Source organism: Alsobacter sp. P4_H11 (genome assembly GCF_056400925.1).
The window spans coordinates 1-22,873 of record NZ_JBFUKI010000002.1 but is presented as its reverse complement, the minus strand read 5'-3'; the positions used below and the strand labels follow the sequence as shown (position 1 = coordinate 22,873).

Genomic DNA, 22,873 nt, shown 5'->3' with positions numbered 1-22,873 from the left:
TTCCCGCCCCCCAGACCGTCGCACGCCGAGGCCCGCCCGCATGTCCGATCCCGTCCTGAAGCCGGACCTCTGCGTGATCGGGGCCGGCGCGGCCGGCCTGTCCGTCGCCTCCGTGGCGGCGGCGTTCGGCGTGCCGGTCGTGCTGGTGGAGCGTGGCCGCATGGGCGGCGAATGCCTCAATGTCGGCTGCGTCCCCTCCAAGGCCCTGCTGGCCGCCGCCGAGGCCGCGGAGGCGTTTCGCCGCGCCTCGCCGTTCGGGATTGCGTCGGCCAAGCCGCGCGTCGACTGGCCTCGCGTCCGCGCCCATGTGGACCACGTCATCGCGGCGATCGCGCCGAATGATTCCGCCGCCCGCTACGGCGCGATGGGCGTGCAGGTGATCCACGCGGAGGCCCGGTTCACGGACGCGCGCACGCTCCAGGCGGGAGCTGCGACCATCCGGGCGCGCCGCTACGTGATCGCGACCGGCTCGGTCCCGGCCGTTCCGCCGATCCCGGGCCTCGCCGAGACGCCGTTCCTCACCAACGACACGCTGTTCAGCCTGCCCGTTCGCCCCGATCGGCTGCTGATCCTCGGCGGCGGCCCGGTCGGCGTCGAGATGGCGCAGGCCTTTCGCCGTCTCGGCTCGGAGGTCGCGCTCGTGGAGCAGGGCGCGTTGCTCGGCAAGGTCGATCCGGAGCTCACCGCCCATCTGGTCGCCGCGCTGGAGCGCGACGGCGTCGAGATCCACGCGCAAACGGCGGTCGCGAGCGTCTCGAACGGGCCGCAGGGGCCCGTTCTCAGGCTGGCGGACGGCCGGGAGCTCGCCGGCTCGCACCTGCTGGTCGCGACCGGCCGGCGGGTCGTCAAGGATGGGCTCGGCCTCGAGGCGGCCGGCGTCGACGCCGACCCCAGCGGCATCCTGGTGGACGCCGGCCTGCGCACGCGCAACAAGCGGATCTACGCCATCGGGGATTGCGCCGGCGGCCCGCACGCGGGGGACAGGCTCACCCACATGGCCAACCACCATGCCGGCCTGGTGATCCGCAACGCGCTGTTCCGCTTGTCCGGCAAGGTCGAGCAGGTCGCGGTCCCGCGTGTGGTCTATACGGAGCCCGAGCTCGCGACCGTCGGCCTCGACGAAAACGAGGCGCGCAAGCGTCATAAGACGATCCGCGTGCTGCGCTGGCCCTATGCGGAGAATGATCGGGCGCAGGCCGAGCGCTTGACCGCCGGGGAGATCAAAGTCATCACCACGGCGTCCGGCGTGATCCTGGGCGCCGGCATCGTGGGGGCCCGGGCCGGCGACCTCGTCACGACCTGGACGCTGGCGGTGAAGAAGGGCCTGTCCGTTGCCGACCTGCGCGACCTCATCGTCCCCTATCCGACGCTCTCGGAGGTGTCCAAGCGCGCCGCGGTCTCGTTCTACGCCGGGCAGACCCGCGGCCCCATGGTCCGGCGCGTGCTCTCCCTGCTGCGCGCCTTCGGATAGCCGCCAGGAGGCTGCGCCGCGTGGCTGATGCGCCCACCCCCACGGATGCCAAGGCGACGGATATCTCCGGCCGGCGTTGGCTCGGCCCCGGCCTGTCGGAAAAGCTGCTGGTGCTCACGGTGGTGTTCGTGATGCTGGCCGAAGTGCTGATCTATGTGCCGTCCATCGCGAATTTCCGCCGCAACTGGCTGAACGACCGCATCGGCGCGGCGCAGATCGCAGCCCTGGTGCTGGACGCCGCCCCGGCCGGCGCCGTGCCGCAACCGCTCGCCATGAGCCTGCTGCAGCAGGTCGGCGCCGTCACGGTCGCGGTGCGTTCGGGCGGCGCGCGCCGCCTGCTGGCGGCCTCCGACATGCCGCCCGAAGTCGCCCAGGACGTCGACCTGCGCGAGCAGAGCGCCCCCACGATGATCGGCAACGCCTTCCGGACGCTGCTCGCGCCCGAGCCGCGCTATATCCGGGTAATCGGCGCCGGCATGGGGTCGGTCGAGTTCGTCGAGATCGTCCTGGACGAGGCGCCGTTGCGCGCCGCCATGCTGCGTTTCTCGGTCAACATCCTGCTGCTCTCGCTGGTGATCTCCGGCATCACGGCGCTGCTCGTCTATGTGTCGCTGCTGCGCATGATCGTGCGGCCGGTGCGCCGGCTCACCATGAACATCGTTGCCTTCCAGGAAGACCCGGAGAATCTCGGCCGCACCATCAAGCCGTCAGGCCGCTCGGACGAGATAGGCCTCGCCGAGCGCGCGCTTGCCAAGATGCAGGGCAGCCTCGCCGAGGAACTGCGGCAGAAGAAGCACCTCGCGGCGCTGGGCCTCGCGGTCAGCAAGATCAACCACGACCTGCGCAACCTTCTGTCGGCCGCCCAGCTCTTCTCGGACCGGCTCAGCGCCCTCAGCGATCCCACCGCCCAGCGCCTCGCGCCCCGCCTCATCGCCACGCTGGACCGCGCCATCGGCTTTTGCCAGTCGACGCTGGCCTATGGGCGCGCGGTGGAGCGCCGGCCGGAGCACGAGCCCATCATGCTGCGCGACCTCGCGGAGGAAACCGCCGCGCTGCTGGGCCTCGGCGACGGCGCGGGCGTGGCCTTCGAAAACGCCGTCCCGCCCGGCCTGGTCTGCCACGCCGACCGCGAACAGCTCTCGCGCATGCTGCTGAACGTCGCCCGCAACGCCACCCAGGCGCTTGGCGAGCAACCCGACGGTCTGGTCCGCATCCGCGGCTTCCAGAACGCCGGCGCGGTGGTGATCGACGTGATCGACAACGGCCCCGGCGTCCCCGCCCGCGCCCGCGAGAACCTCTTCCAGGCCTTCGCGGGCTCCGCCCGCGCCGGCGGCACCGGCCTCGGCCTCGCCATCGCGGCCGAACTCGCCGGCCTGCACGAAGGCTCCGTCACGCTCGTCGGCGACGGCCCCGGCGCGGTGTTCAGGATCACGCTGCCCAAGCGCGGCTGACGCCCGGAAGGGTGGCCCCCGTCATCCTAACGCCCCGCCATTATCCCAACGCCTCGCCGTCATTGCGAGCCGGAGGCGAAGCAATCCAGTCTAAAAGCCCGGCATTAGGCTGGATTGCTTCGCTGTCGCTCGCAATGACGGGAGGGTGTCACATCTATCCTAACGCCTCGCCGTCATTGCGAGCCGGAGGCGAAGCAATCCAGTCTAAAAGCCCGGCATTAGGCTGGATTGCTTCGCTGTCGCTCGCAATGACGGGAGGGTGTCACATCTATCCCAACGCCTCGCCGTCATTGCGAGCCGGAGGCGAAGCAATCCAGTCTAAAAGCCCGGCGTTAGGCTGGATTGCTTCGCTGTCGCTCGCAATGACGGAGAGGGTGGCATCGGCATTCCGCCCCCGCCTACTCCGCCGCCAGCGCCGGGCGATGCGGGCCCTCGGCGGCGGCTTCGGTCACGGTCGGGGCCTCGGAGCGTCGGTCGCGGGCGAAGAGGGTGTAGAACATCGGCACCACGAACAGCGTGAAGATGGTGCCGATCGACATGCCGGACGCGATCACGATGCCCATGGAGAAGCGCGCGGCCGCGCCGGCGCCGCTGGCGGTGAGCAGCGGGGCGACGCCCAGCACCATCGCGGCCGTGGTCATCAGGATGGGGCGCAGGCGAACCTTGGCGGCTTCCTGGATGGCCTCGCGCGGGCCGACCTGCCGGCGCGCCTGGAGCTCGTTGGCGAACTCCACCATCAGGATGCCGTGCTTCGTGATGAGCCCCACCAGCGTGATCAGCCCGACCTCCGTGTAGATGTTCAGCGTCGCGAGCCCGGCGTTCAGGAACGCCAGCGCGCCGAACATCGACAGCGGCACCGACATCATGATGATGAACGGGTCGCGGAAGCTCTCGAACTGCGCGGCTAGCACGAGGTAGATGACGATCACCGCGAGCCCGAACGCCATGCCGATGGAGCTGCCTTCCTGCACCTCCAGCCGCGACTGGCCCGCATAATCCTCGTAGAAGCCCTGCGGCAGGATGTCGGCCGCAACCGCGCGCAGCGTCGCCAGGCCCTCGCTGGTGGTGACGCCCGGCAGCGGCAGCGCCGAGATGGTGGCCGAGTTCAACTGGTTGAACTGCTCGATCGCGGCCGGCGCCGCGCCGGTTTCGATCTTCACCACCGACGAGATCGGCACCATCACGCCGCTGGACGCGCGGACATAGTATTGGCCCAGCCGCTCGGGGTTGAGCCTGTCCTCCTGCGCCACCTGGGTGACGACGTCATAGGAGCGGTTGTCGCGGTCGAACTTCGAGATGGTGCCGCCGCCTACCAGCGCGCCGAGCGCCGCGCCGATCTCGCTCACCGGCACGCCCAGCGTGGCGGCGCGGTCGCGGTCCACCGTGATGCGGGCGCGCGGCGTCTCAAACGACATCGAGTTCTGCACGACGATGAACTTGCCCGACTGCAGCGCCTTGATGCGCACCTGCTCGGCCACCTCATAGGCCTGCGAGGCGTCCCCGATGGTGCGCAGCGCGTACTGGATCGGGAGGCCGCCGCTGGTGCCCGGCAGGGCAGGGGGCGAGAAGATGAACGCCTGCAGGCCCGCATTGGCGTCCAGCATGGACTGGATGTCCTGCTTGATCGCCGCCGCCTTGCGGTGACGGTCGTTCCAGGGCTGCAGCTTGAAGCCGATGAAGCCGGTGCCGCCGCCATCCGTGCCCATGATCGCGAAAGTGTCGTCGATCTCCGGGATCTTGTCCTTGGGCGGATTCAGGAACCCGGCCGCGAACTTCTGGGTGTAGTCCGAGGTCGCATATTTGGGCGTGTTCACGAGGCCCAGAAACGCGCCCTGGTCTTCCTCGGGGGCGAGCTCCGAAGGCGTCTTCATGAACAGGAAGCCCGTGGTGGCCAGGATCGCCACCATGATGATGAAGGTCACGGGCCGGAAATCGAGCGAGCTTGTCAGCCGCCGGCCATACCAGTTTTCAAGCTTCGTGAAGGCCCGGTCCACGAAGCCGGCAAAGCCCTTGTTGCCGCCATGCGGCTTCAGGAGGCGCGACGACATCATGGGCGACAGCGTCACGGCGATGATGCCCGAGATCACCACCGCGCCCGCGAGCGTGAAGGCGAATTCCCGGAACAGCGTGCCGGTGAGGCCCTGCGTGAAGCCGATCGGCGCGTACACGGCCGCGAGCGTGATCGTCATCGAGACCACGGGCCCGAAGATCTCGCGCATGCCCACGATGGCGGCGTCGATCGGCTTCAGCCCTTCCTCGATATGCCGGTGGATGTTCTCCACCACCACGATGGCGTCGTCGACCACGAGGCCGATGGCCAGCACCATGGCGAGCAGCGTCAGGAGGTTGATCGAATAGTCGAGCAGAAACAGGACGAAGCAGACGCCCACCATCGACAGCGGGATCGTGACGATCGGGATGATCACCGACCGGAACGAGCCCAGGAACAAGAGGATCACCAGGATCACAATCGCGGCCGCTTCCGCGATGGTCTTGAACACCTCCTCGATGGAGGCCGAGATGAAGTTCGAGGCGTCGTACACCACCTCGGCCGTCATGCCCTTGGGCAGCGTCGGCTTGATGTCCTCGATCGCCTTGGTGACCTGCTTGGCCACCGACAGCGGATTCGCGGCCGGCGTCGGCGTGACGCCGATGAAGGTGCCGGCCCGGCCGTTGAACGCCACCTTGGTGTCGGTGCTCTTGGGGCCGAGCTCCACCCGCGCCACGTCGCGCAGGCGCACCACCTGGTCGCCGCTGGTGCGGATCGGCAGCGCCGCGAAGGTCTCGGGCGTCTGCAGCGTGGTCTGCATCTCGATCGCGTAGGCGACGTACTCGTTCTGCGTCTTGCCCGGCGCGGCCAGGAAGTTGCTGGCCCGGATCGCCGTCACCACGTCGGTGGCGGTGACGTTGCGCGACGCGAGCTTGATCGGGTCGATCCAGATGCGCATCGAGAAGTCGCGCCCGCCCAGGATGTCGGCCGAGCCGACGCCCTCCAGCGTGGCGAAGCGCGGCTGCACCACGCGGGTCAGGAACTCCGACACCTGCTCGGGGTTCATCTCCGAGCTCGCGAAGGTCAGGTACATCAGCGCGAAGGTCTGGCCGGTGCCCTTCACCACCACCGGGTCCTCGGCGTCGGTGGGCAGCTGCGCGCGCACCTGCTGCACCCTGGCGGTCACCTCGGTGAGCGCCGCGTTCGGGTCCGTGTTGAGGCGCATGCGAACCGACACGGTGCTGAGCCCCAGCCGGCTCTGCGTGGTGACGTAGTCCACGCCCTCGGCGCTCGACACCGCCTTGGCGATGGGCGTCGACACGAAGCCCTGCATCAGGTCCGCGCTCGCGCCCGTGTAGGTGGTCGTCACCGTGATCGTGGTCTCGTCGATCTTGGGATACTGGCGCACCTGCAGGCTGATCAGCCCCTGCGCGCCCAGGAGCAGGATCATGAGGCTGACCACGATGCTCAGCACGGGCCGGCGGATAAAGAGTTCGGTGAAGCTCATGGCCGTGTCCTCAACCGCCCGACGCCAGCTTCGTGATGTCGATCGTGTTGTCGATCTTCACCGTCGCGCCCGCCGTCAGCTTGTTCTGGCCCGAGGCCACCACCTTCTGCCCGGCCGGAATGCCGGACACGACTTCCACCATCTTGCCCTCGCGCCGCCCGGCCTTCACGAAGACCTGCTTGACGATGAGCTTGCTCTTGTCGCCGTCCTTCTGCTCCTCGATCGTGAACACGTAGTCGCCATAGAGGCTCGCGATCACGGCCGTCTGCGGCACGGAGACCACGTTCGGCTCCGCCGGCAGGTCGATCCGCACGCGCAGGAACTGGCCCGGGATCACGCTCTCGTCGCGGTTGTCGTCCAGCAGCGCCTGCACGGAGACGAGCCGCGTCTGCGGATCCACGCGCGGGTCGATGCCGATCACCTTGCCGTTCTTGGAGAGGTCGTTCTCGGTCACGCCGAAGCGCACCGTCTGGCCCACCTTCACCTTGGCGATCAGCTGCTCCGGCACCGTGAAGTCCACCTTCATGGACTGCAGGTTCTGGTAGGTCGCCACCACGGAGCCGATTTGCAGATACTGCCCCGGATTGATGCGCGGAATGCCGATCGTGCCGCCGAACGGCGCCTTCAGGCCCTTCTGTTCGATCACGGCCTGGATGCGCTGCAGCCGGGCCCGCGCGGTCGCCAGCTGGGCGACCACCTGGTCGAAGGCCGCCTGCGTGTCGAAGCCGCGCTGGCGCAGCGTGCTGGAGCGCTCGAGGTTGCTCTCCGCCAGCTTCACGGCCGCCTGCGCGTCGGCGAGATCCGCCCGCTCCACGGCGTCGTCGAGCTGCACCACGAGGTCGCCCTTGTTGAAATGCTGGTTGGCGCTGAAGCGGATGTCCTTCACGACGCCGCCGGTCTCCACCGCCAGCTCCACGCCCTGCTCGGCGCGGGCGCTGCCGATCGCCAGGATGCCGGGCGTCCAGGTCGTCGCCGTCGCGTCGGCGGCCGAGACCGTCTGGGCCGGCCGCTGCATGGTGGCGAAGAACTGCGTGATCATCTTGTCACGGAAGAAGTTGAACCAGACCAGCCCTCCGCACAGCCCGATGGCGAGCAGGAAAACAAGGGCCACGACGATGCGACGCTTCATGGGGGTGGTCCGTTCGGTCCGGTCGGTCTGGCGCCGACTTGCAATGCGGGGGCGACCTTGCAGCGCCTTCGCGGCGCTTGCATGACGATCAATGCGGGTTGTATAAACCGTCCAGACGGTACAGTCAAAGGGCGCGCCCGCGTCCTCTCCCGCCGAAAGGCCCGCCATGATCCCACCCCGCCGCACGCGCGCCAACTCGCGGGACAAGATCCTCGACGCCGCGGCCGAGATCGTCGGCGAGATCGGCGCCGGCAAGCTCACGCTGGACGCCGTGGCCCAGCGCGCTGGGCTCAGCAAGGGCGGGCTGCTCTACAATTTCCCCAGCAAGGACGCGCTGCTGTCGGGCATGCTGGAGCGCATGATCGGCGAAAGCGTCGCCGAGAAGGAGGCGCTGCGCGGCCGCATGGCGGGCGCGCGCAATCTCGAGGCGCGCTTGTCCATCGCCGTGTCGCTGAAGATGCGCGCCGGCGCGGCGCAGGAGGTCGCGAGCGGCATGCTGGCGGCGCTCGCCGAAAACCCCGGCCTGCTCGACCCGGTCCGCACGCTGATCGCCGAGGAATGGCGCGCCATCAAGGCCACGTCGGAGGATCCGGAGGCCGCCATGCTGGCCTGGCTCGCCGTGGAGGCGCTCGGCAGCCTCGACATGCACGGCGTGAGCCCGGTCACGGCCGCCGATCGCGCCCGCATCGAGAAAGCCGTCACGCGGCTGCTCGACCATGGCATGAAGGGCGACGGCTGAGCCGGCGCCCGCGTTTCAGTTCAAGAGAGCTAGTTCGCCGGTGCGCGCCGGGTCAGGTCGATCACGGTCCTGGGCGGCACCGAGACCTTGAAGCGGCGGGTCTTCTCCACCACCACGGTGCGCGGCGCTCCGCTGCGGCTTTCGACCGTCGCGACGCTGCGCCCCTGCGCAACCGCGCGCGCGTTCGAAGCCACCAGCTTCTCCACCTGCGGCCGAACGTCCTCGGCGGCGAGCTCCATCAGCCCGGCCACGATGTGGACCTGCTGGTCGACGTCGTCCGTCAGCCCCTGGGCGGCGAACGTCGCCTCCTCGAGGGTCGGCGGCTCGTGGCGGACGCGGAGCGGGCGCATTTCGCGGGTCTGGGCCTTGGGAGGCACGGTAATCTCCATCGGATAAGCGCGCAGCATACGCCTGATATAGATATTGTGCACTGCAACATTTACAAGGGTGCTCCGCGTTTCGCGGCTAAACCCTGACGATGCGTTCACAAATGCGAGCGCGACGAGGTTCTGCGCCCTAATTCGATCACTTCCGCATGATGGCCGCCATGGGGCGGAACCGGGGCGCCGACGCCGCATTGTTCGGCCGACCGACAGGGGGCGACCAGTGACACGCGAGCCAGAACCTCTCCCCAACGCATCACGGGCGATTGCCGATCCCGCGCCCGCGCGGTTTATCCGCCCGCTGCCGTTCGGGGCGAGCCTTGAGGAAGACGGCGTCTTCTTCCGCCTTTGGGCGCCCAAGCAGAAAATTGTCAGCCTGGAGATCGAGGGCAGGGCGCCTGTCGCGATGATCGCCGCCGAGGGCGGATGGCGCGAGATCAAGGTCGAGGGCGTCGGCCCCGGCGCCCGCTATCGCTTCCGGCTCGAGGACGGCCTGGCCGTGCCGGACCCCGCATCCCGCTTCCAGCCCGAGGACGTGCACGGACCGAGCGAGGTCATTGATCCCGCAGCTTACGCGTGGAAAACGCCCGCGTGGCGCGGCCGGCCCTGGGAGGAGTGCGTCCTTTACGAGCTCCATGTCGGCGCCTTCACGCCCGAGGGCACCTACGCGGCGGCCGCCGGGAAGCTCGACCATCTCGCCGATCTGGGCGTCACCGCCGTGGAGCTGATGCCCATCGCGGATTTTCCCGGCGCCCGGAACTGGGGCTATGATGGCGTGCTTCCCTATGCTCCCGACGCCGCCTATGGCCGGCCCGAAGATCTCAAGGCCTTCATCGACGCCGCCCATGCGCGCGGCCTGATGGTGTTCCTGGACGTCGTCTACAATCACTTCGGGCCAGACGGGAACTACCTGCCGCTCTACGCCCCCATCTTCACCGATCGCCACAAGACGCCCTGGGGCGGCGGCATCGATTACGACGGCCCCCACAGCCGCCCGGTGCGCGAGCTCGCCATCGAGAACGCGCTTTACTGGCTGGACGAGTACCGCTTCGACGGCCTGCGCCTCGACGCCGTCCACGCCATCATGGACGACACCGACGACCATCTCCTGCGCGAACTCGCCCGCCGCGTCCGCACGGCCTTTCCGGAGCGCCACATCCATCTCGTTCTCGAAAACGAGGAAAACGAGCCCGCCTTGCTGCAGCGCGAGGGGGGACGCCATCCCCAGCACTACACGGCGCAATGGAACGACGACGTCCACCACGTGCTGCACACGGCCGTGACGGGCGAATCCGCCGGTTACTACGCCGCCTATGCGGGCGACGCCGGCAAGCTGGCCCGCGGCGTCGCCGAAGGCTTCGTGTTCCAGGGCGAGCACATGGAGTATCGCGGCTCGCCCCGCGGCGGCCCCAGCGGCGACCTGCCGCCCAGCGCCTTCGTGGCCTTTCTCCAGAACCACGATCAGGTCGGCAACCGCGCCTTCGGCGATCGCATCACCTCAACCGCCAAGCCCGAAGCCGTTGAGGCCGCCCTCGCGGTGCTGCTGCTCCTGCCGCAGATCCCGATGTTGTTCATGGGCGAGGAATGGGCGAGCGCCCGGCCTTTCCCGTTCTTCTGCGATTTCGGCCCCGAACTGGGCGAAGCCGTCCGCAAGGGCCGCCGCGAGGAATTCGCCCGCTTCCCTGAATTCCAGGACGAAGCCTCCCGCGCCCGCATCCCGGACCCCACCGCCGAGGCGACCTTCCAGTCCGCCAAGCTCGACTGGGACGCCCTGTCCCAACCCGCCCACGCCGCCCGCCTCGCGCTGGTCCGCCGCTTGCTGAAGCTGCGTCACGACCACATCATCCCCCTCCTGCCCACCCTCAACCGCGGCGGAACCGGCCAGGCGATCGGCCCATCCACAGTCGCGGCGACATGGCAGGCGAACAACGGCCGCACCCTGCGCCTTCTCGCCAACCTCTCGGCCGAGCCGGTTGAAGTGAGCCTTCCCGAGGGCGAACCGCTGGTCATTCAGGGGGCGCTCTCAGACAAGGCGCTGGCACCATGGACGACGGCCTGGTGGATCGGCTGAGGCCGCGGGCGGGGCAGCCTCTTCACCGGATGGTCCAACGACTTGATCGCTCGGTGAAGTGGCGTCGGCTTCTGGCGGGTGAACAACTTCAGCGTGCATTGACAGTCACGCAAGTTTATCTTTAATCAATAACGATACGATCAGTTTTATTCGGAGACTTTGGTGGACCAGCCTAGTCACGGCGCCGCCGTGCTTCAGAATGCACGAACGTCCTCCCTCGCGGACCTGGGTAATGATGCGCAGCCCGCCACTGGGCTCTCTCAAACGATCTCGCGAGATGCACAACCTGGCTCACCGATCCGCGTAAGGGTGTTTTCTGATCTGGACCAAGCTCTGAGCCCTGCCGCGTTCTGGTCCCCGCAGCATCTCGTGGACTCGGCTTGGCGAGAGCATGGGCCATTCGCGTTTTGGCTGACGGAGGCTCTGGCGCCGGGCGTCTTTGTCGAGCTTGGGACGCACAATGGCTACTCGTTCCTGTCCGTCTGCCAGGCCGTACAGCGATTGGGTCTTTCCACGGCGTGCTACGCGGTGGATACGTGGCGCGGCGACGAGCATGCAGGTTTCTACGGCGAGGACGTGCATGCATGGCTCTCGACCACAGTGGAACAGAACTACTCTAGTTTTGCGCGGCTGCTGCGTTGCCGTTTCGATGAGGCGCTGGCGCATTTCGCAGACGGCAGCGTCGATCTGCTGCACATCGACGGTCGTCACACGTTCGATGACGTAGTCGAGGATTTCGAGTCGTGGCGGCCTAAGCTGTCGAGCCGCGCAATCGTGTTGTTCCACGACACCAACGTGCGGGAGAAAGATTTCGGTGTCTGGAAGCTCTGGCGGACCGTGTCGGAGCAGTATCCGTCGTTTGAATTCCTTCACGGGCATGGTCTGGGCGTGCTCGCTTGTGGGGCCGAATTTCACGAGCGGCTGCGCCCGTTGTTTCAGGCGGCTCCTGCCTCCGTCAGCGCAATCCGAGCGGCCTACGCCAATTTGGGCGGGGCCATCAGCCTTCGTTACAGCGTAGAAAATCTCGGACTCGGGTTGGCCGAAGCACGCGCTTGCTTGGCGGGCGAGGTGGCCAAAGTCGCTGCCGCACGTGACGAGACCGAAGAGCTGCGCCAAGCGCATCACACCACGATCGTCTTGCAAGAATCTGTTCAGGTCGCACTGGCCGCAGCCAGGGAAGAGGCTGAAACTCTCAGGACTGAGCATGCCGCCCGCTTGGCGAAAGAGGCAGCCGAAGCCGCTAACGCGCGGCAGATCGCCGATAACGCCCTCACAGAAGCGCGGGCGGAACAACATAGGCTGCTCGCCGATCAAGAAGCCCTGCGCTCGGCCATCGCGACGATGTCGTTGATCGCGACCGAGGCGCAGAATCGGCTTGCCGGGCTGGAACAGAGCACGTTCTGGAGGGCGAGCCGGCCTCTGCGAGACGCGGTTGATCGGATGCCTCACCCATGCGTCGGCTTCTGCGCCGAAGCGCCAAGGCCGTCTGGTGGCTGGCAACGCCGCAACACATGCTGGACCGCGTGCGCTTCCTCCGCGCTCATGGCCGATTGCGTCCGTCGTGGCGCCTGACGAACCAACCGGCAAGCTTTGTAGACGCGATTGGCGCGGGTAGCCGCGCGCCGGCTAAGGGGTCGTCAGCAGGTTTCCTGGCGTTTCATCCGTCTCCGTCAGACAACGGTCCCTATCGCACCGCAGATCAGGCTGGAACCTATACGCTGGAGGCGCGTGAAAGCGGATACACCTATGTGCCACCCCGTCGCCCGCACGATTTCGACGAGCGTCTCGGGGCGTTGAAGCGGCGGCCACGCTTTTCCATCGTGACGCCGACCTACGATACCACGCCCGACCTGCTCGGGCGCATGCTGACCTCGGCCATGTCGCAGTGGTATCCCGATTGGGTTCTGATCCTCGTGGACGACGCCAGCCCTGCGCCAGAGACACGTGAGACTCTGCGCCTGATCGACCATCCGCAGGTTCGCGTGCTTTTCCTCGATCAGAACCGCGGGATATCGGGCGCAACGAACGCAGCCATCGAGCAGGCTGAGGGCGATTATGTCGTATTTCTCGATCACGACGACGAGCTAACCGAAGATTGCCTATGGGAATTGGCTCTCCGGATCGAACAGGACGAACCCGACTTTCTCTTCAGCGACGAAGACAAGCTCGACGAGCAGGGCCGGTTCTGCCAGCCTTTCTTCAAGCCGGACTGGTCTCCGGACACGATGATGAGCACGATGTTCACCTGTCATGTGAGCTGCATTTCTCGCAGCTTACTGCAGGAAGTCGGTCCTCTTAATTCTGAGTTCGACGGCGCGCAGGACTGGGATCTGATCTTGCGCGTCACCGAGCGCGCGCGGCGCATCGCTCACGTGCCGAAGGTGCTCTACCACTGGCGCATCATCCCCGCCTCCGTGGCGGCTGACATCTCCGCAAAGCCTTATGCGGTGGCGGCCGGGCGTCGGTGTCGTGAGGCTGCGCTCCAGCGACGCGGCCTCACCGGCGGCCTGGACGCAGTCGAGCAGGTGTTCGGCTACTATCGAACGCGCTACGCAGTCCGTGGCGCGCCAACGATATCGATCATCATACCAAGCCGAAACAATGGCGTCGTCCTGAAGCGTTGCGTTGAATCAATCAAGGCCGTCAGCAGCTGGCTGAACTTTGAGATCATCATTCTCGACAACGGATCAGACCACGCAGCCACCCTAGCGATACTGCACATGTTGGGCGCACGAGAGGGCGTTCGCATCATACGCCATGACGCTCCCTTCAACTATTCAGAGTTGAACAACATCGGGGCCCGAGCAGCCCAAGGCGAGATCTTGTTGTTCTTGAATGACGATACCGAGTTGCTCACTGCAGACGGTCTGGAACGGATGGCCGGATATGCCCAACTGGCCCACGTGGCGGCTGTCGGCGCCAAGCTGCTTTACCCGAATACGAAGCGTGTTCAGCATGTCGGCGTCGTCAATCTCGCCGCCGGACCCAACCATGCTTTCCTGCAAGCCGGAGCCGATGACCCCGGCTACTTCATGCGCAATCTGCTGGAGCACAACTGGTCAGCCGTGACAGGCGCATGCCTGATGATTGCGCGTGACAAATTCGAGGCCGTGAGCGGCTTCGATGAGAGTTTTCCGGTCGCCTACAACGACGTGGAGTTCTGCTTCCGTCTTCTGAAGCAGCGGTTTTTCCACGTCGTTTGCCCGTCCGTGCTGTTCTTGCATCACGAGTCGCTCAGCCGTGGGCTGGATCACGCGACCCCGGAACGGCGGGCCCGCCTCGACGAGGATCGCTACCGCCTCTACGCCGAGCACCCTGACATGTACATGCAAGACCCGTTTCACAATCCAAATCTGCACCCGGACGATGTGCATTTCGGCGTGCCGGCATGAGCGGGGAACAGATGCTTGAGAAGAGCGCGGGCAGCTTGGAAGCCGCCCCGCTGGCGTGGCCTGAGCGACTGCGGAATTTGGCCCCGTTGATCGCGGAGGCCGACCTTGTTTCGTTCGACTTTTTCGACACGTTGTTTGTGCGGCCGCTCGTCGACCCCGAGGATGCGTTCGACGTTCTGTGTGAAACACGAGGCATCGAGGCGTTTCGCGCCCGGCGTCGCGCGGCACAATCGCGCGCATTTCAGGTGATGATCCAAAACCGCCGCGGCGAGATCGACATCGACGGCATCTACGAATGTTTTGACGATCTGCCAAATCCCGATGCGGTGCGCAACGCTGAGTTCGACCTGGAACATGCAGTAACACTGCCCAATCCCGAGATGGTGGCTGTGTTTCTTGCCGCCATCAAGATGGGCAAGACGGTCGTCGTCACGTCGGACATGTATCTGCCGAGACATTGGTTTTCTGCTCTGATGCAGCGCCACGGATTGCCGGACGTTCCGCTCTTCATTTCGGCCGATCGCAATGCGACCAAGCGCGATCAGGGAGAATTATTCGGAATTCTGTCCGCCGAAACTGATGTGCCGAACCATCGAATACTGCACATCGGAGACAATGCTGAGTCCGACGTCGCTAAGGCGCGCGACCGCGGCATTGTCGCGTTCCACTATGACGAGCCGCGCTTACCGCCGCGACGCAAAGGCATCTCGCCCGCCGCCTCACTCGCGCGGGGACTAATTCGCGCCCATCAGTCAGAGGTGCCGCCCGGCAGCCTTCACGAACTGGGTTTCATGAAAGGTGGTCCCGCGGCCTTGGGTTTCCTAGACTGGATCAGCGAGGAGGCGCGGCAGGACGGGATAGACCACCTCCTCTTCGTCTCTCGGGATGGCTATGTGCTGAACGCCCTGGCGAGGCGCCAGCCCGAGCGCCTGCCGCCGTTTTCTTATTTGCTGGGCTCGCGCGTCGCCTTCGCGTTGGCGGCGACCTCCACGGCCAACTTCGACACATGCCTGCCGTTTTTAGTCTCGGGTTCGGACGGCCTGACGCCTGCGGAGGTGCTCGCACGCATTGGCGTAACCGCCCCAGCCGAGCGGGTGTTGCAGGCGCTCGGGCTTGGAGAGGACGTGTCGTTGCGCTCCGACGCCATCGAACCGATGCTGGGACTGCTCCAAGCCTTGCGTTGGGATATTCTGAAAGTGTGCCGTCGCAATCGGCGCGGCCTCTTCCGGCATCTGCTGCAACTCGGTGTAAAGCCGGGGCAGCATGTCGCGATGGTCGATGTCGGCTGGAACGGCACAACCCAGCAGACCTTCGTCGAAGCGCTTCAGGATCTGATGCCGCTCACGGTGACAGGTTACTACTTTTGCCTCAACGACAGCGAAGATAGTCGTCGCCGGAGCGCCTCCATGTCGATGAAGGCCATGGTGAACGCCCAGAGCGTCCCGGCCGACATGCTTGGCGCGATCTATGCGAACAGGGTGGCGGTGGAGCTGTTTTTCTCTGCCCCGCATGACGCGGTGATCGGCTATGCGGACGGGCCTGGTGGCGTTGTCGCCGTTCAGGATCCCGGGCGCGCCGCGGCGGGCAACCCCGCCGCGGTCGCCCGCCAGTTGGAGCGCGGCATCCAAGATTTCGCCGAAAGCTACCGCCAGTGGCAGGATCGCTTGCAGTTGCGGCGGCCTGATCCGCTCGGATTAGCCATGCCTCTGCTGGAATTCGTAGCCGATGGTGGCTGGGCCGATCATCCGGAGTTGCGGTCGGTCAAAAACTTCGACGCGTGGGCCAGCTCCAGCAATCGTGACATGTGGTTGTCCGACTACGCCGGCCGTGGCTGGAAAGTAGCGCCCTGACGAGCCTTTGGCCGCACCGTGCAGCCGGAGGCAAGAAGGGCGCGCTGGCGGTTGAAGGGCGCCCTAGCCGAGCCAGGGTCCGCAATCTCCGCCCGAGCGCCGCAGCCCACCTAACCTTGAGGGGGGGAGGGCTCGCCCCTTGGCCCGGCCTCCATCCGAAACTACGGCGTCGGGCACTTGAACGGCGGAAACGTGCTTGCCGTGCCGGCGTTCATCGCCATCACGGTGAGGATGTTGGCCATGGCGAACTCCTCGGGCGAGCGGGGGCACACGTCGGCCGGGGCCGTGCAGCCCGAGGCCAGGAAAGCGCGGTGGCGGTCGAGGAAGTCCTGGCTCAGGCCGGTCTGGCCGCGTCGCGCCAGCGCGTCCGTCCAGGCCTTGGTGTAGCGGGCGCACTTCACCTCGGTCCAGCTCGGCTCGGCGGCCCCCTGCGCGAGCGACGGATCAGCGGCGACGAGCAGCGACGCGAGGGCGAGCAGGAGACGGCGCATCGGAACGGTCACGCAGCCTCAGGCGCCCTTGGCGGCCTTCAGCTCCGCCACGGACGGGTGCCCATACTGCTTCAGCGCCGCGTCCACGCCTTCCATGATCACGTCGTGGATCTTGCGGTCCGTCACATACGCGATTTCGCGCAGCTTCAGGTACACGGGCTTGGGCAGGTAGATGCTCGTGTGGATCACGTCCGGGCGCTCCTTGCGGCCAGCCGGGGCGGCCGGCGCGGTTGCGGCCGGCGCATTCGCCTTGGCGAGCTTCAACTCGCCCAGAACCGAGGGACGCTTGCTCACGCGCGGTGTTCCTTGTTGGCGGGTTTCGCCCGCATCTTGCCGTCGACCCAGCTCCAGAGCAGGCGGATCTCATCCGCGGCCTTGCCCTTGCCGGCATATTCGGTGACGCCCATGCCGGTCGCCATGGCGTCCTGGTGATCGGCGCGCAACGCCAGCGGCGGGTCGGCCAGCACGCCGAATTCGGCGAGCCCGCGCGCCGCCTCGGAGGCGCGGGTGCCGCGGCCGGGCGGGCACTGGTTCAGCACGAAGGCGAAGTTCTCGCGCATGCCGAGCCGCATCAGCGATTCCAGCGTCGGCAGCGTGGCCTGCAGGTCGAGCCGCGACGGGCGCGCCGGCACGAGGCAGAGCGTGGCGGCTTTCATCGCGAGATTGCCGCCGGTGTTCTCCACCCCGGCGGTGTCGAGGATCGCCAGCGTGAAGCCGCGGCCCTTCAGGGCCTCGAGCACCTCGGGAAGGCGAGGCAGGTATTCGGGGCCGACCTGGTCCACCGCGACGCTCTCGCTGCCGCGGGCGCCGCCCCAGTTCGCCAGCGAGCCCTGGGCGTCGAGGTCCAGCGCGACGACGCTCTCGCCCGCCGCCGCGGCCGCCACCGCGAGCGAGGCCGCGATGGTGGTTTTGCCCGTGCCGCCCTTTTGGGTGACCAGCGTGATGGTACGCACCGAACGCCTCCTGATTCGCCCCCAATCTACAGCGCGGCGGCGCCGCGGCGCCACACACGGGAGGGAGCGGGATCAATCGGATTCGGCGCTGTGGCGCAAAGGACTCAGTGGCGGGAGCGGCGCGCCCCCGCCGGGCTCAGCCCTTTTTGCCCTTGCCCTTGTGCGGGCGCTTCGGCCCGTCGGGCCGGCGCTGGTCCGGAACGCCTTTCACGGAAGCCTTGAAGCCGGGCTTGAAGCCCGCCTTGGCGGCCGGCTTGGCGCCCGTCTTGGGCTTGAAGCCCGTCTTTGGCTTGAAGCCTGGGGCCTCGTCCGCAGGGCCTTCGGCGCGCTTGCTCTTGAACGGCTTCTTCTCGGGCCGCCGCTCGGCGTCCTGCGGCCGGTCGGCGCGCTCGAAAGCGCGTTCCGGGCGCTCTGACCGTGCGGGCCGCTCAGGCCTGGCTTCTCGCTCCGGTCGCGCCGGGCGTTCGAAATCATCCGGGGCGGCCGCGCGAACCGGGCGCTCCGCCCGGGCCGGCCGCTCGGCGCGCTCGGGACGCTCGGGACGATCGCCACGCTCGGGACGGAACTCGGCCGGCGCGTCGCGCAGATGCGGCGGCGGACGGTTGCGCCGCGGGGCGCCGCCGCCCATGGCCGGGGCCTCGGTGCGCTCGATGCGGATGTCCTCGCCCTTGCCGCCCTTGCCAAGGGCCGCCTGGGCGAAGCGCTCTGCCGCCTCCTCGGTGATCTCGAACTTGGTCTCGCGGTCGAAGATCTTGATCGACCCGACCTCTTTCTTGGTCACGTGGCCGCGGCGGCAGATGATGGGCAGCAGCCAGCGCGGGTCGGCGTTGTTCTGCCGGCCGATGCTGAGGCGGAACCACACCATGGGGCCGCCCGGGCTGCGGTCCGCCGCGATCGGGTCGTAGGTGGAGCGGGGCTCGCGGTCGTCGCGCGTCCGCGCCGGACGGGGCTCGCGGGCGTCGCGCGGATCGCGCTCGCGCTGCGGGCCCGGATCATAGAGCTCCTCGGGCTCGGGCAGCCGCGAGCGGGTGGCCCGCACGAAGGCGGCCGCGATGTCCTCGGGCGTGCGCTTCTCCAGCAGCAGGCGCACGGTGGCGAGGTCCTCCTCCGAGCTCTCCTCGTCGAAGATCGGGTCCTGCACCAGCCGCTCCTGGTCGCGCTTGCGCACGTCCTCGGCGGAGGGCGGTCCGAGCCATTGTGCGTCGAGGCCCGCCTGGGCGAGCAGCCCCTCGGCGCGGCGGCGGCGGTTGAACGGCACGATGATGACGCACACGCCCTTGCGGCCGGCGCGGCCCGTGCGGCCGCTGCGGTGCAGCAGCGCGTCGCGCCCGCGCGGCAGTTCGGCGTGGATCACGAGGTCGAGGCCGGGAAGGTCGATGCCGCGGGCCGCCACGTCGGTCGCCACGCACACCCGGGCGCGGCCGTCGCGCAGCGCCTGCAGGGCGTGGTTGCGCTCGTTCTGGCCCATCTCGCCCGACAGCGCCACGGCCGAGAAGCCCCGCTCCAGCAGGCTGCCGTGCAGCTTCCGCACGGCCTCGCGGGTGTGGCAGAACACCAGCGCGCCGGGGCTGTCGAAATAGCGCAGCACGTTGACGATGGCGTGCTCCACCTCGCTGGGCGCGCAGCGCACGGCCTTGTAGTCGATGTCCCCATGCGGCTGCGAGCGGTCCACCGTGTCGATGCGCAACGCGTCGCGCTGGAACCGCTGCGCCAGCGCGGCGATCTCCCGCGCGATGGTGGCCGAGAACAGCAAGGTCCGCCGCTCCGCCGGCGCGGCGTCCAGAATGAACTCCAGATCCTCCCGAAACCCGAGGTCCAGCATTTCGTCGGCTTCGTCGAGCACGACGGCGCGGAACGCGCTCGGGTCCAGGCGGCCGCGCTCCAGGTGGTCGCGCAGGCGCCCGGGCGTGCCCACCACGATATGCGCGCCGTCCGCCAGCGCCCGCGCCTCGCGGCGCACGTCCATGCCACCGACGCACGCGGTCACGCGCGCGCCCGTGTGCGCGTAGAGCCACGCGAGTTCGCGCTGCACCTGCAGGGCGAGCTCGCGCGTCGGCGCGATCACGAGCGCCAGCGGCTCGGCGGCGCGCCCGAAGCGCTCCTCCGCGCCCAGCAGCGTGGGGGCGAGCGCCAGCCCGAACGCGACCGTCTTGCCCGAGCCCGTCTGCGCGGACACGAGCAGGTCGCGCTCCTCCGCGCCCGGCTGCAGCACGGCCTCCTGCACGGGCGTGGGCTCGGCGTAGCCGCGCTCCTCGAGCGCGCGCGCAACGCTGGAATTCGTCAATGGAAAAGGCATGTGCGTCCGGAAGACAGGGCGGGCAGGGGGTCCTTCGGCCATCCGTCTCGTCGGGCTGTAAGGACCTCAACGCGCAAACGCGCGGATCTGAACGCAGGGCTAGACCTCCGGGGCCCCGCCGTCAACCGCGGCGGGACCCTGGAGCCGCGCCGGCCTCCGCGCGCCGCGCCGCAAGATCGTCATCAAAGGCGCCCGAAGGGGGTTGCGCATGCCGATCCGAGCCGCTATTCAGACGCCCGTGACGGACGGCCACGCCGCTCCATCACCCCGCGCCCGTAGCTCAGCTGGATAGAGCATCAGACTACGAATCTGAGGGTCGGACGTTCGAATCGTTCCGGGCGCGCCATTTTTGGCCATGGTTGGGCAGTGCCCGCTGGCCGCTGCGTTTTCAACCATATGCAGCCTCCGGTGTCGTTCGTTGAGCGACGCAGGCGCTCGGCCGTGAGCCGCAGCCCTCGTTAGCCCCAGTTGTGCGGGTGACCCACGCCTCCCTTGAAGCCGAGCGCCCCCGGTCCGGCATTCGCTCGCCGCTGACGGCAACTAGGCGGGGCGCCTCGCCAAATATGGTCGCACCTGTTGACGATACGCACATGTGCAAAAAGCGTAAGCATCGATCTCGCCTCAGGCGAGAAAAACATGTAATCGCAACCATAATACGCAGACACGATCGTTGAAACAGAATACAACTCACCGCAACCGGCGATTTATTGTGCTTATTGCGGGGCTGCATTACCTGTGGCTCGGGTGTTTTTTCGAATTTCGATCGCGTTAAGCGCAAAGCATTTCAAGGAGCATGGCCATGGTCAGCACTGTTTCGTCGCGAGCCAACCCGATGCTGCCAGTTGGCGCATCCTCCCCGCTCGCTTCATCCGGCCTCGCGGCAACGTCCGGCAACGATTCGATTGTGGGTACGGACGGAAACGACACGCTCGTGGGCGGAGCCGGCGACGACACGCTGGCAGGTGGATCGGGCGACGACACCTATGTGTGGAGCCGCGGTGACGGGAATGACGTCATCGACGAAGCCTACTGGTGGAGCGGAGCGGCCGACAAGCTGATCCTCACGGGGGTCACGGCCGCGCAGGTGAGCTTCAGGCGGGTCGGGAGCGACGTTGTCCTTGTGATCGCGCCCAGTGTTCCCGGGGCCGCGGACGGCGGCAGCGTGCGGCTCCTGGGCTACGACCCGGACGGAGACAAAGGTGTCGACAGCATCGTTCTGACGGACGCTACCTGGACTGCGAACCAGTTGCGCGCCAAGGTTCTGGCGGTTGCGACAACCACAGGCGCCGATTACATCCTAGGGTTCGACGGCGGAAGCAGCGACACGCTCGTGGGCGGAGCCGGCGATGACACGCTGGCAGGTGGATCGGGCGACGACACCTATGTGTGGAGCCGCGGTGACGGGAATGACGTCATCGACGAAGCCTATTGGTGGAGCGGAGCGGCCGACAAGCTGATCCTCACGGGGGTCACGGCCGCGCAGGTGAGCTTCAGGCGGGTGGGGAGCGATGTTGTCCTTGTGATCGCGCCCAGTGTTCCCGGGGCCGCGGACGGCGGCAGCGTGCGGCTCCTGGGCTACGACCCGGACGGCGACAAAGGTGTCGACAGCATCGTTCTGACGGATGCTACCTGGACTGCAAACCAGTTGCGCGCCAAGGTTCTGGCGGCTGCGACAACCACAGGCGCCGATTACATCTTGGGGTTTGACGGCGGAAGCAGCGACACGCTCGTGGGCGGAGCCGGCGACGACACGCTGGCAGGTGGATCGGGCGACGACACGTATGTGTGGAAGCGCGGTGACGGGAATGACGTCATCGACGAAGCCTACTGGTGGAGCGGAGCGGCCGACAAGCTGATCCTCACGGGGGTCACGGCCGCGCAGGTGAGCTTCAGGCGGGTGGGGAGCGACGTTATTCTCGTGATCGCGCCCAGTGTTCCCGGGGCCGCGGACGGCGGCAGCGTGCGGCTCCTGGGCTACGACCCGGACGGCGACAAAGGCGTCGACCGCGTCGTTCTCGCCGATACGACATGGACGGCAACGCAGGTTCGCGCCAAGGCGAATGCATCCCGAATGCCTGGGGATGACAGCATCGTGGGTTCCGCCAGCAATAACACGCTCGCCGGCGGCGCGGGCAATGACACGCTCGTGGGCGGCGATGGCGACGACGCCTATGTGTGGAAGCGCGGCGACGGCAACGACGTCGTTGACGAAACCAACACGTTTGGAGGCGTTGCCGACAAGCTGATCCTGACGGGCGTCTCGGCCGCGCAGGTCAGCTTCCGCCGCATCGGACAGGATGTCGTCCTGGTGATCGCTCCGACCGCGCCGGGCGGCGCGGATGGCGGCAGCGTGACGCTGCTGGGCTATGATCCCAGCTATGAAAAGGGCGTCGAGAACGTTGTCCTCACGGACGCGACATGGACGGCCGATCAGCTCCGCGCCAAGGTCCTGGCCGCGGCGGCGACCTCGGGCAATGACTGGATAAACGGCTTCGACGGCAACGACACGCTCTCGGGCGGCCTTGGGGCCGACACGCTCGCGGGCGGCTATGGCGACGACACCTATGTGTGGAAGCGCGGCGACGGCAACGACGTCATTGATGAAACCCACCCGTTGGGGGGCGTGTCCGATAAGCTGATCTTGACGGGCGTCTCGGCCGCGCAGGTCAGCTTCCGCCGCATCGGACAGGATGTCATCCTGGTGATCGCTCCGACCGCGCCGGGCGGCGCGGATGGCGGAATCGTGACGCTGTTGGGCTATGATCCTTACTATGAGAAAGGCGTCGACAGCATCGTCCTCACGGACGCGACATGGACGGGGGATCAGGTGCGCGCCAAGGTCCTGGCCGCGGCCGCGACCACGGGAAATGACTGGATCAACGGCTTCGACGGCAACGACACGCTCTCGGGCGGCCTTGGGGCCGACACGCTCGCGGGCGGCTATGGCGACGACACCTATGTGTGGAAGCGCGGCGACGGCAACGACGTCATTGATGAAACCCACCCGTTGGGGGGCGTGTCCGATAAGCTGATCTTGACGGGCGTCTCGGCCGCGCAGGTCAGCTTCCGCCGCATCGGACAGGATGTCATCCTGGTGATCGCTCCGAGCGCGCCGGGCGGCGCGGATGGCGGAATCGTGACGCTGTTGGG

General features: G+C 67.4%; 14 protein-coding genes, 1 tRNA gene and 1 pseudogene. 9 read left to right on the top strand and 7 right to left on the bottom strand.

Annotated features, from left to right (window positions below; all coding sequences use genetic code 11):
- Nucleotides 1-40: 40 nt before the first annotated feature.
- Nucleotides 41-1,471, top strand: a complete 1,431-nt coding sequence (locus AC1DSZ_RS03535; protein WP_476837011.1) for a dihydrolipoyl dehydrogenase family protein — start codon at nucleotides 41-43, stop codon at nucleotides 1,469-1,471.
- Nucleotides 1,472-1,602: 131 nt separating this feature from the next.
- The gene (locus AC1DSZ_RS03530; protein WP_476837406.1) at nucleotides 1,603-2,922 is read left to right on the top strand and encodes an ATP-binding protein; all 1,320 of its coding nucleotides are present in this window, start codon (nucleotides 1,603-1,605) and stop codon (nucleotides 2,920-2,922) included.
- 398 nt (nucleotides 2,923-3,320) lie between these two features.
- On the opposite strand, the gene AC1DSZ_RS03525 is transcribed toward AC1DSZ_RS03530, so the two are convergent.
- Complete coding sequence (locus AC1DSZ_RS03525; RefSeq protein WP_476837010.1) at nucleotides 3,321-6,419, bottom strand: efflux RND transporter permease subunit; 3,099 nt, start codon at nucleotides 6,417-6,419, stop codon at nucleotides 3,321-3,323.
- A 10-nt stretch (nucleotides 6,420-6,429) separates the two neighbouring features.
- Nucleotides 6,430-7,548 carry an efflux RND transporter periplasmic adaptor subunit gene (locus tag AC1DSZ_RS03520; protein WP_476837009.1) on the bottom strand — a complete coding sequence of 373 codons (1,119 nt, stop codon included), beginning with the start codon at nucleotides 7,546-7,548 and terminating at the stop codon, nucleotides 6,430-6,432.
- A gap of 166 nt (nucleotides 7,549-7,714) precedes the next feature.
- On the opposite strand from AC1DSZ_RS03520, the gene AC1DSZ_RS03515 reads away from it, so the two are divergent.
- Complete coding sequence (locus tag AC1DSZ_RS03515; RefSeq protein WP_476837008.1) at nucleotides 7,715-8,287, top strand: TetR/AcrR family transcriptional regulator; 573 nt, start codon at nucleotides 7,715-7,717, stop codon at nucleotides 8,285-8,287.
- A gap of 29 nt (nucleotides 8,288-8,316) precedes the next feature.
- On the opposite strand, the gene AC1DSZ_RS03510 is transcribed toward AC1DSZ_RS03515, so the two are convergent.
- Entirely contained in the window at nucleotides 8,317-8,664 is a 348-nt protein-coding gene (locus tag AC1DSZ_RS03510) for a hypothetical protein (protein WP_476837007.1), read from the bottom strand.
- 298 nt (nucleotides 8,665-8,962) lie between these two features.
- Between AC1DSZ_RS03510 and treZ the strand changes: the two genes are divergently transcribed.
- The 4 genes from treZ (at nucleotide 8,963) to AC1DSZ_RS03490 (ending at nucleotide 15,983) form a co-directional block, all read left to right on the top strand.
- Nucleotides 8,963-10,741, top strand: a complete 1,779-nt coding sequence (gene treZ, locus AC1DSZ_RS03505) for a malto-oligosyltrehalose trehalohydrolase (protein ID WP_476837405.1) — start codon at nucleotides 8,963-8,965, stop codon at nucleotides 10,739-10,741.
- A gap of 309 nt (nucleotides 10,742-11,050) precedes the next feature.
- Complete coding sequence (locus AC1DSZ_RS03500; protein ID WP_476837006.1) at nucleotides 11,051-12,313, top strand: class I SAM-dependent methyltransferase; 1,263 nt, start codon at nucleotides 11,051-11,053, stop codon at nucleotides 12,311-12,313.
- A complete protein-coding gene (locus AC1DSZ_RS03495; protein WP_476837404.1) occupies nucleotides 12,253-14,133 on the top strand; it encodes a glycosyltransferase family 2 protein in 1,881 nt (626 codons plus the stop codon). The genes AC1DSZ_RS03500 and AC1DSZ_RS03495 overlap by 61 nt, the downstream gene beginning before the upstream one ends.
- The gene (locus AC1DSZ_RS03490) at nucleotides 14,130-15,983 is read left to right on the top strand and encodes a hypothetical protein (RefSeq protein ID WP_476837005.1); all 1,854 of its coding nucleotides are present in this window, start codon (nucleotides 14,130-14,132) and stop codon (nucleotides 15,981-15,983) included. Before AC1DSZ_RS03495 ends, AC1DSZ_RS03490 begins: the two co-directional genes overlap by 4 nt.
- Nucleotides 15,984-16,144: 161 nt before the next feature.
- On the opposite strand, the gene AC1DSZ_RS03485 is transcribed toward AC1DSZ_RS03490, so the two are convergent.
- The 4 genes from AC1DSZ_RS03485 to AC1DSZ_RS03470 all read right to left on the bottom strand — a co-directional run bounded on the left by AC1DSZ_RS03485 (nucleotide 16,145) and on the right by AC1DSZ_RS03470 (nucleotide 19,723).
- Nucleotides 16,145-16,486: a hypothetical protein gene (locus AC1DSZ_RS03485; protein ID WP_476837004.1), complete on the bottom strand. Its 342-nt coding sequence runs from the start codon at nucleotides 16,484-16,486 to the stop codon at nucleotides 16,145-16,147.
- Nucleotides 16,487-16,492: 6 nt separating this feature from the next.
- Nucleotides 16,493-16,768, bottom strand: a complete 276-nt coding sequence (locus tag AC1DSZ_RS03480) for a hypothetical protein (RefSeq protein ID WP_476837003.1) — start codon at nucleotides 16,766-16,768, stop codon at nucleotides 16,493-16,495.
- The gene (locus AC1DSZ_RS03475) at nucleotides 16,765-17,427 is read right to left on the bottom strand and encodes a nucleotide-binding protein (RefSeq protein ID WP_476837002.1); all 663 of its coding nucleotides are present in this window, start codon (nucleotides 17,425-17,427) and stop codon (nucleotides 16,765-16,767) included. The genes AC1DSZ_RS03480 and AC1DSZ_RS03475 overlap by 4 nt, the downstream gene beginning before the upstream one ends.
- 136 nt (nucleotides 17,428-17,563) lie before the next feature.
- Nucleotides 17,564-19,723: a DEAD/DEAH box helicase gene (locus AC1DSZ_RS03470; RefSeq protein WP_476837001.1), complete on the bottom strand. Its 2,160-nt coding sequence runs from the start codon at nucleotides 19,721-19,723 to the stop codon at nucleotides 17,564-17,566.
- 269 nt (nucleotides 19,724-19,992) lie between these two features.
- On the opposite strand from AC1DSZ_RS03470, the gene AC1DSZ_RS03465 reads away from it, so the two are divergent.
- Nucleotides 19,993-20,069 (top strand) — tRNA-Arg (locus tag AC1DSZ_RS03465).
- Nucleotides 20,070-20,522: 453 nt separating this feature from the next.
- Nucleotides 20,523-22,873: pseudogene (locus AC1DSZ_RS03460) on the top strand (calcium-binding protein); the annotation flags it as partial.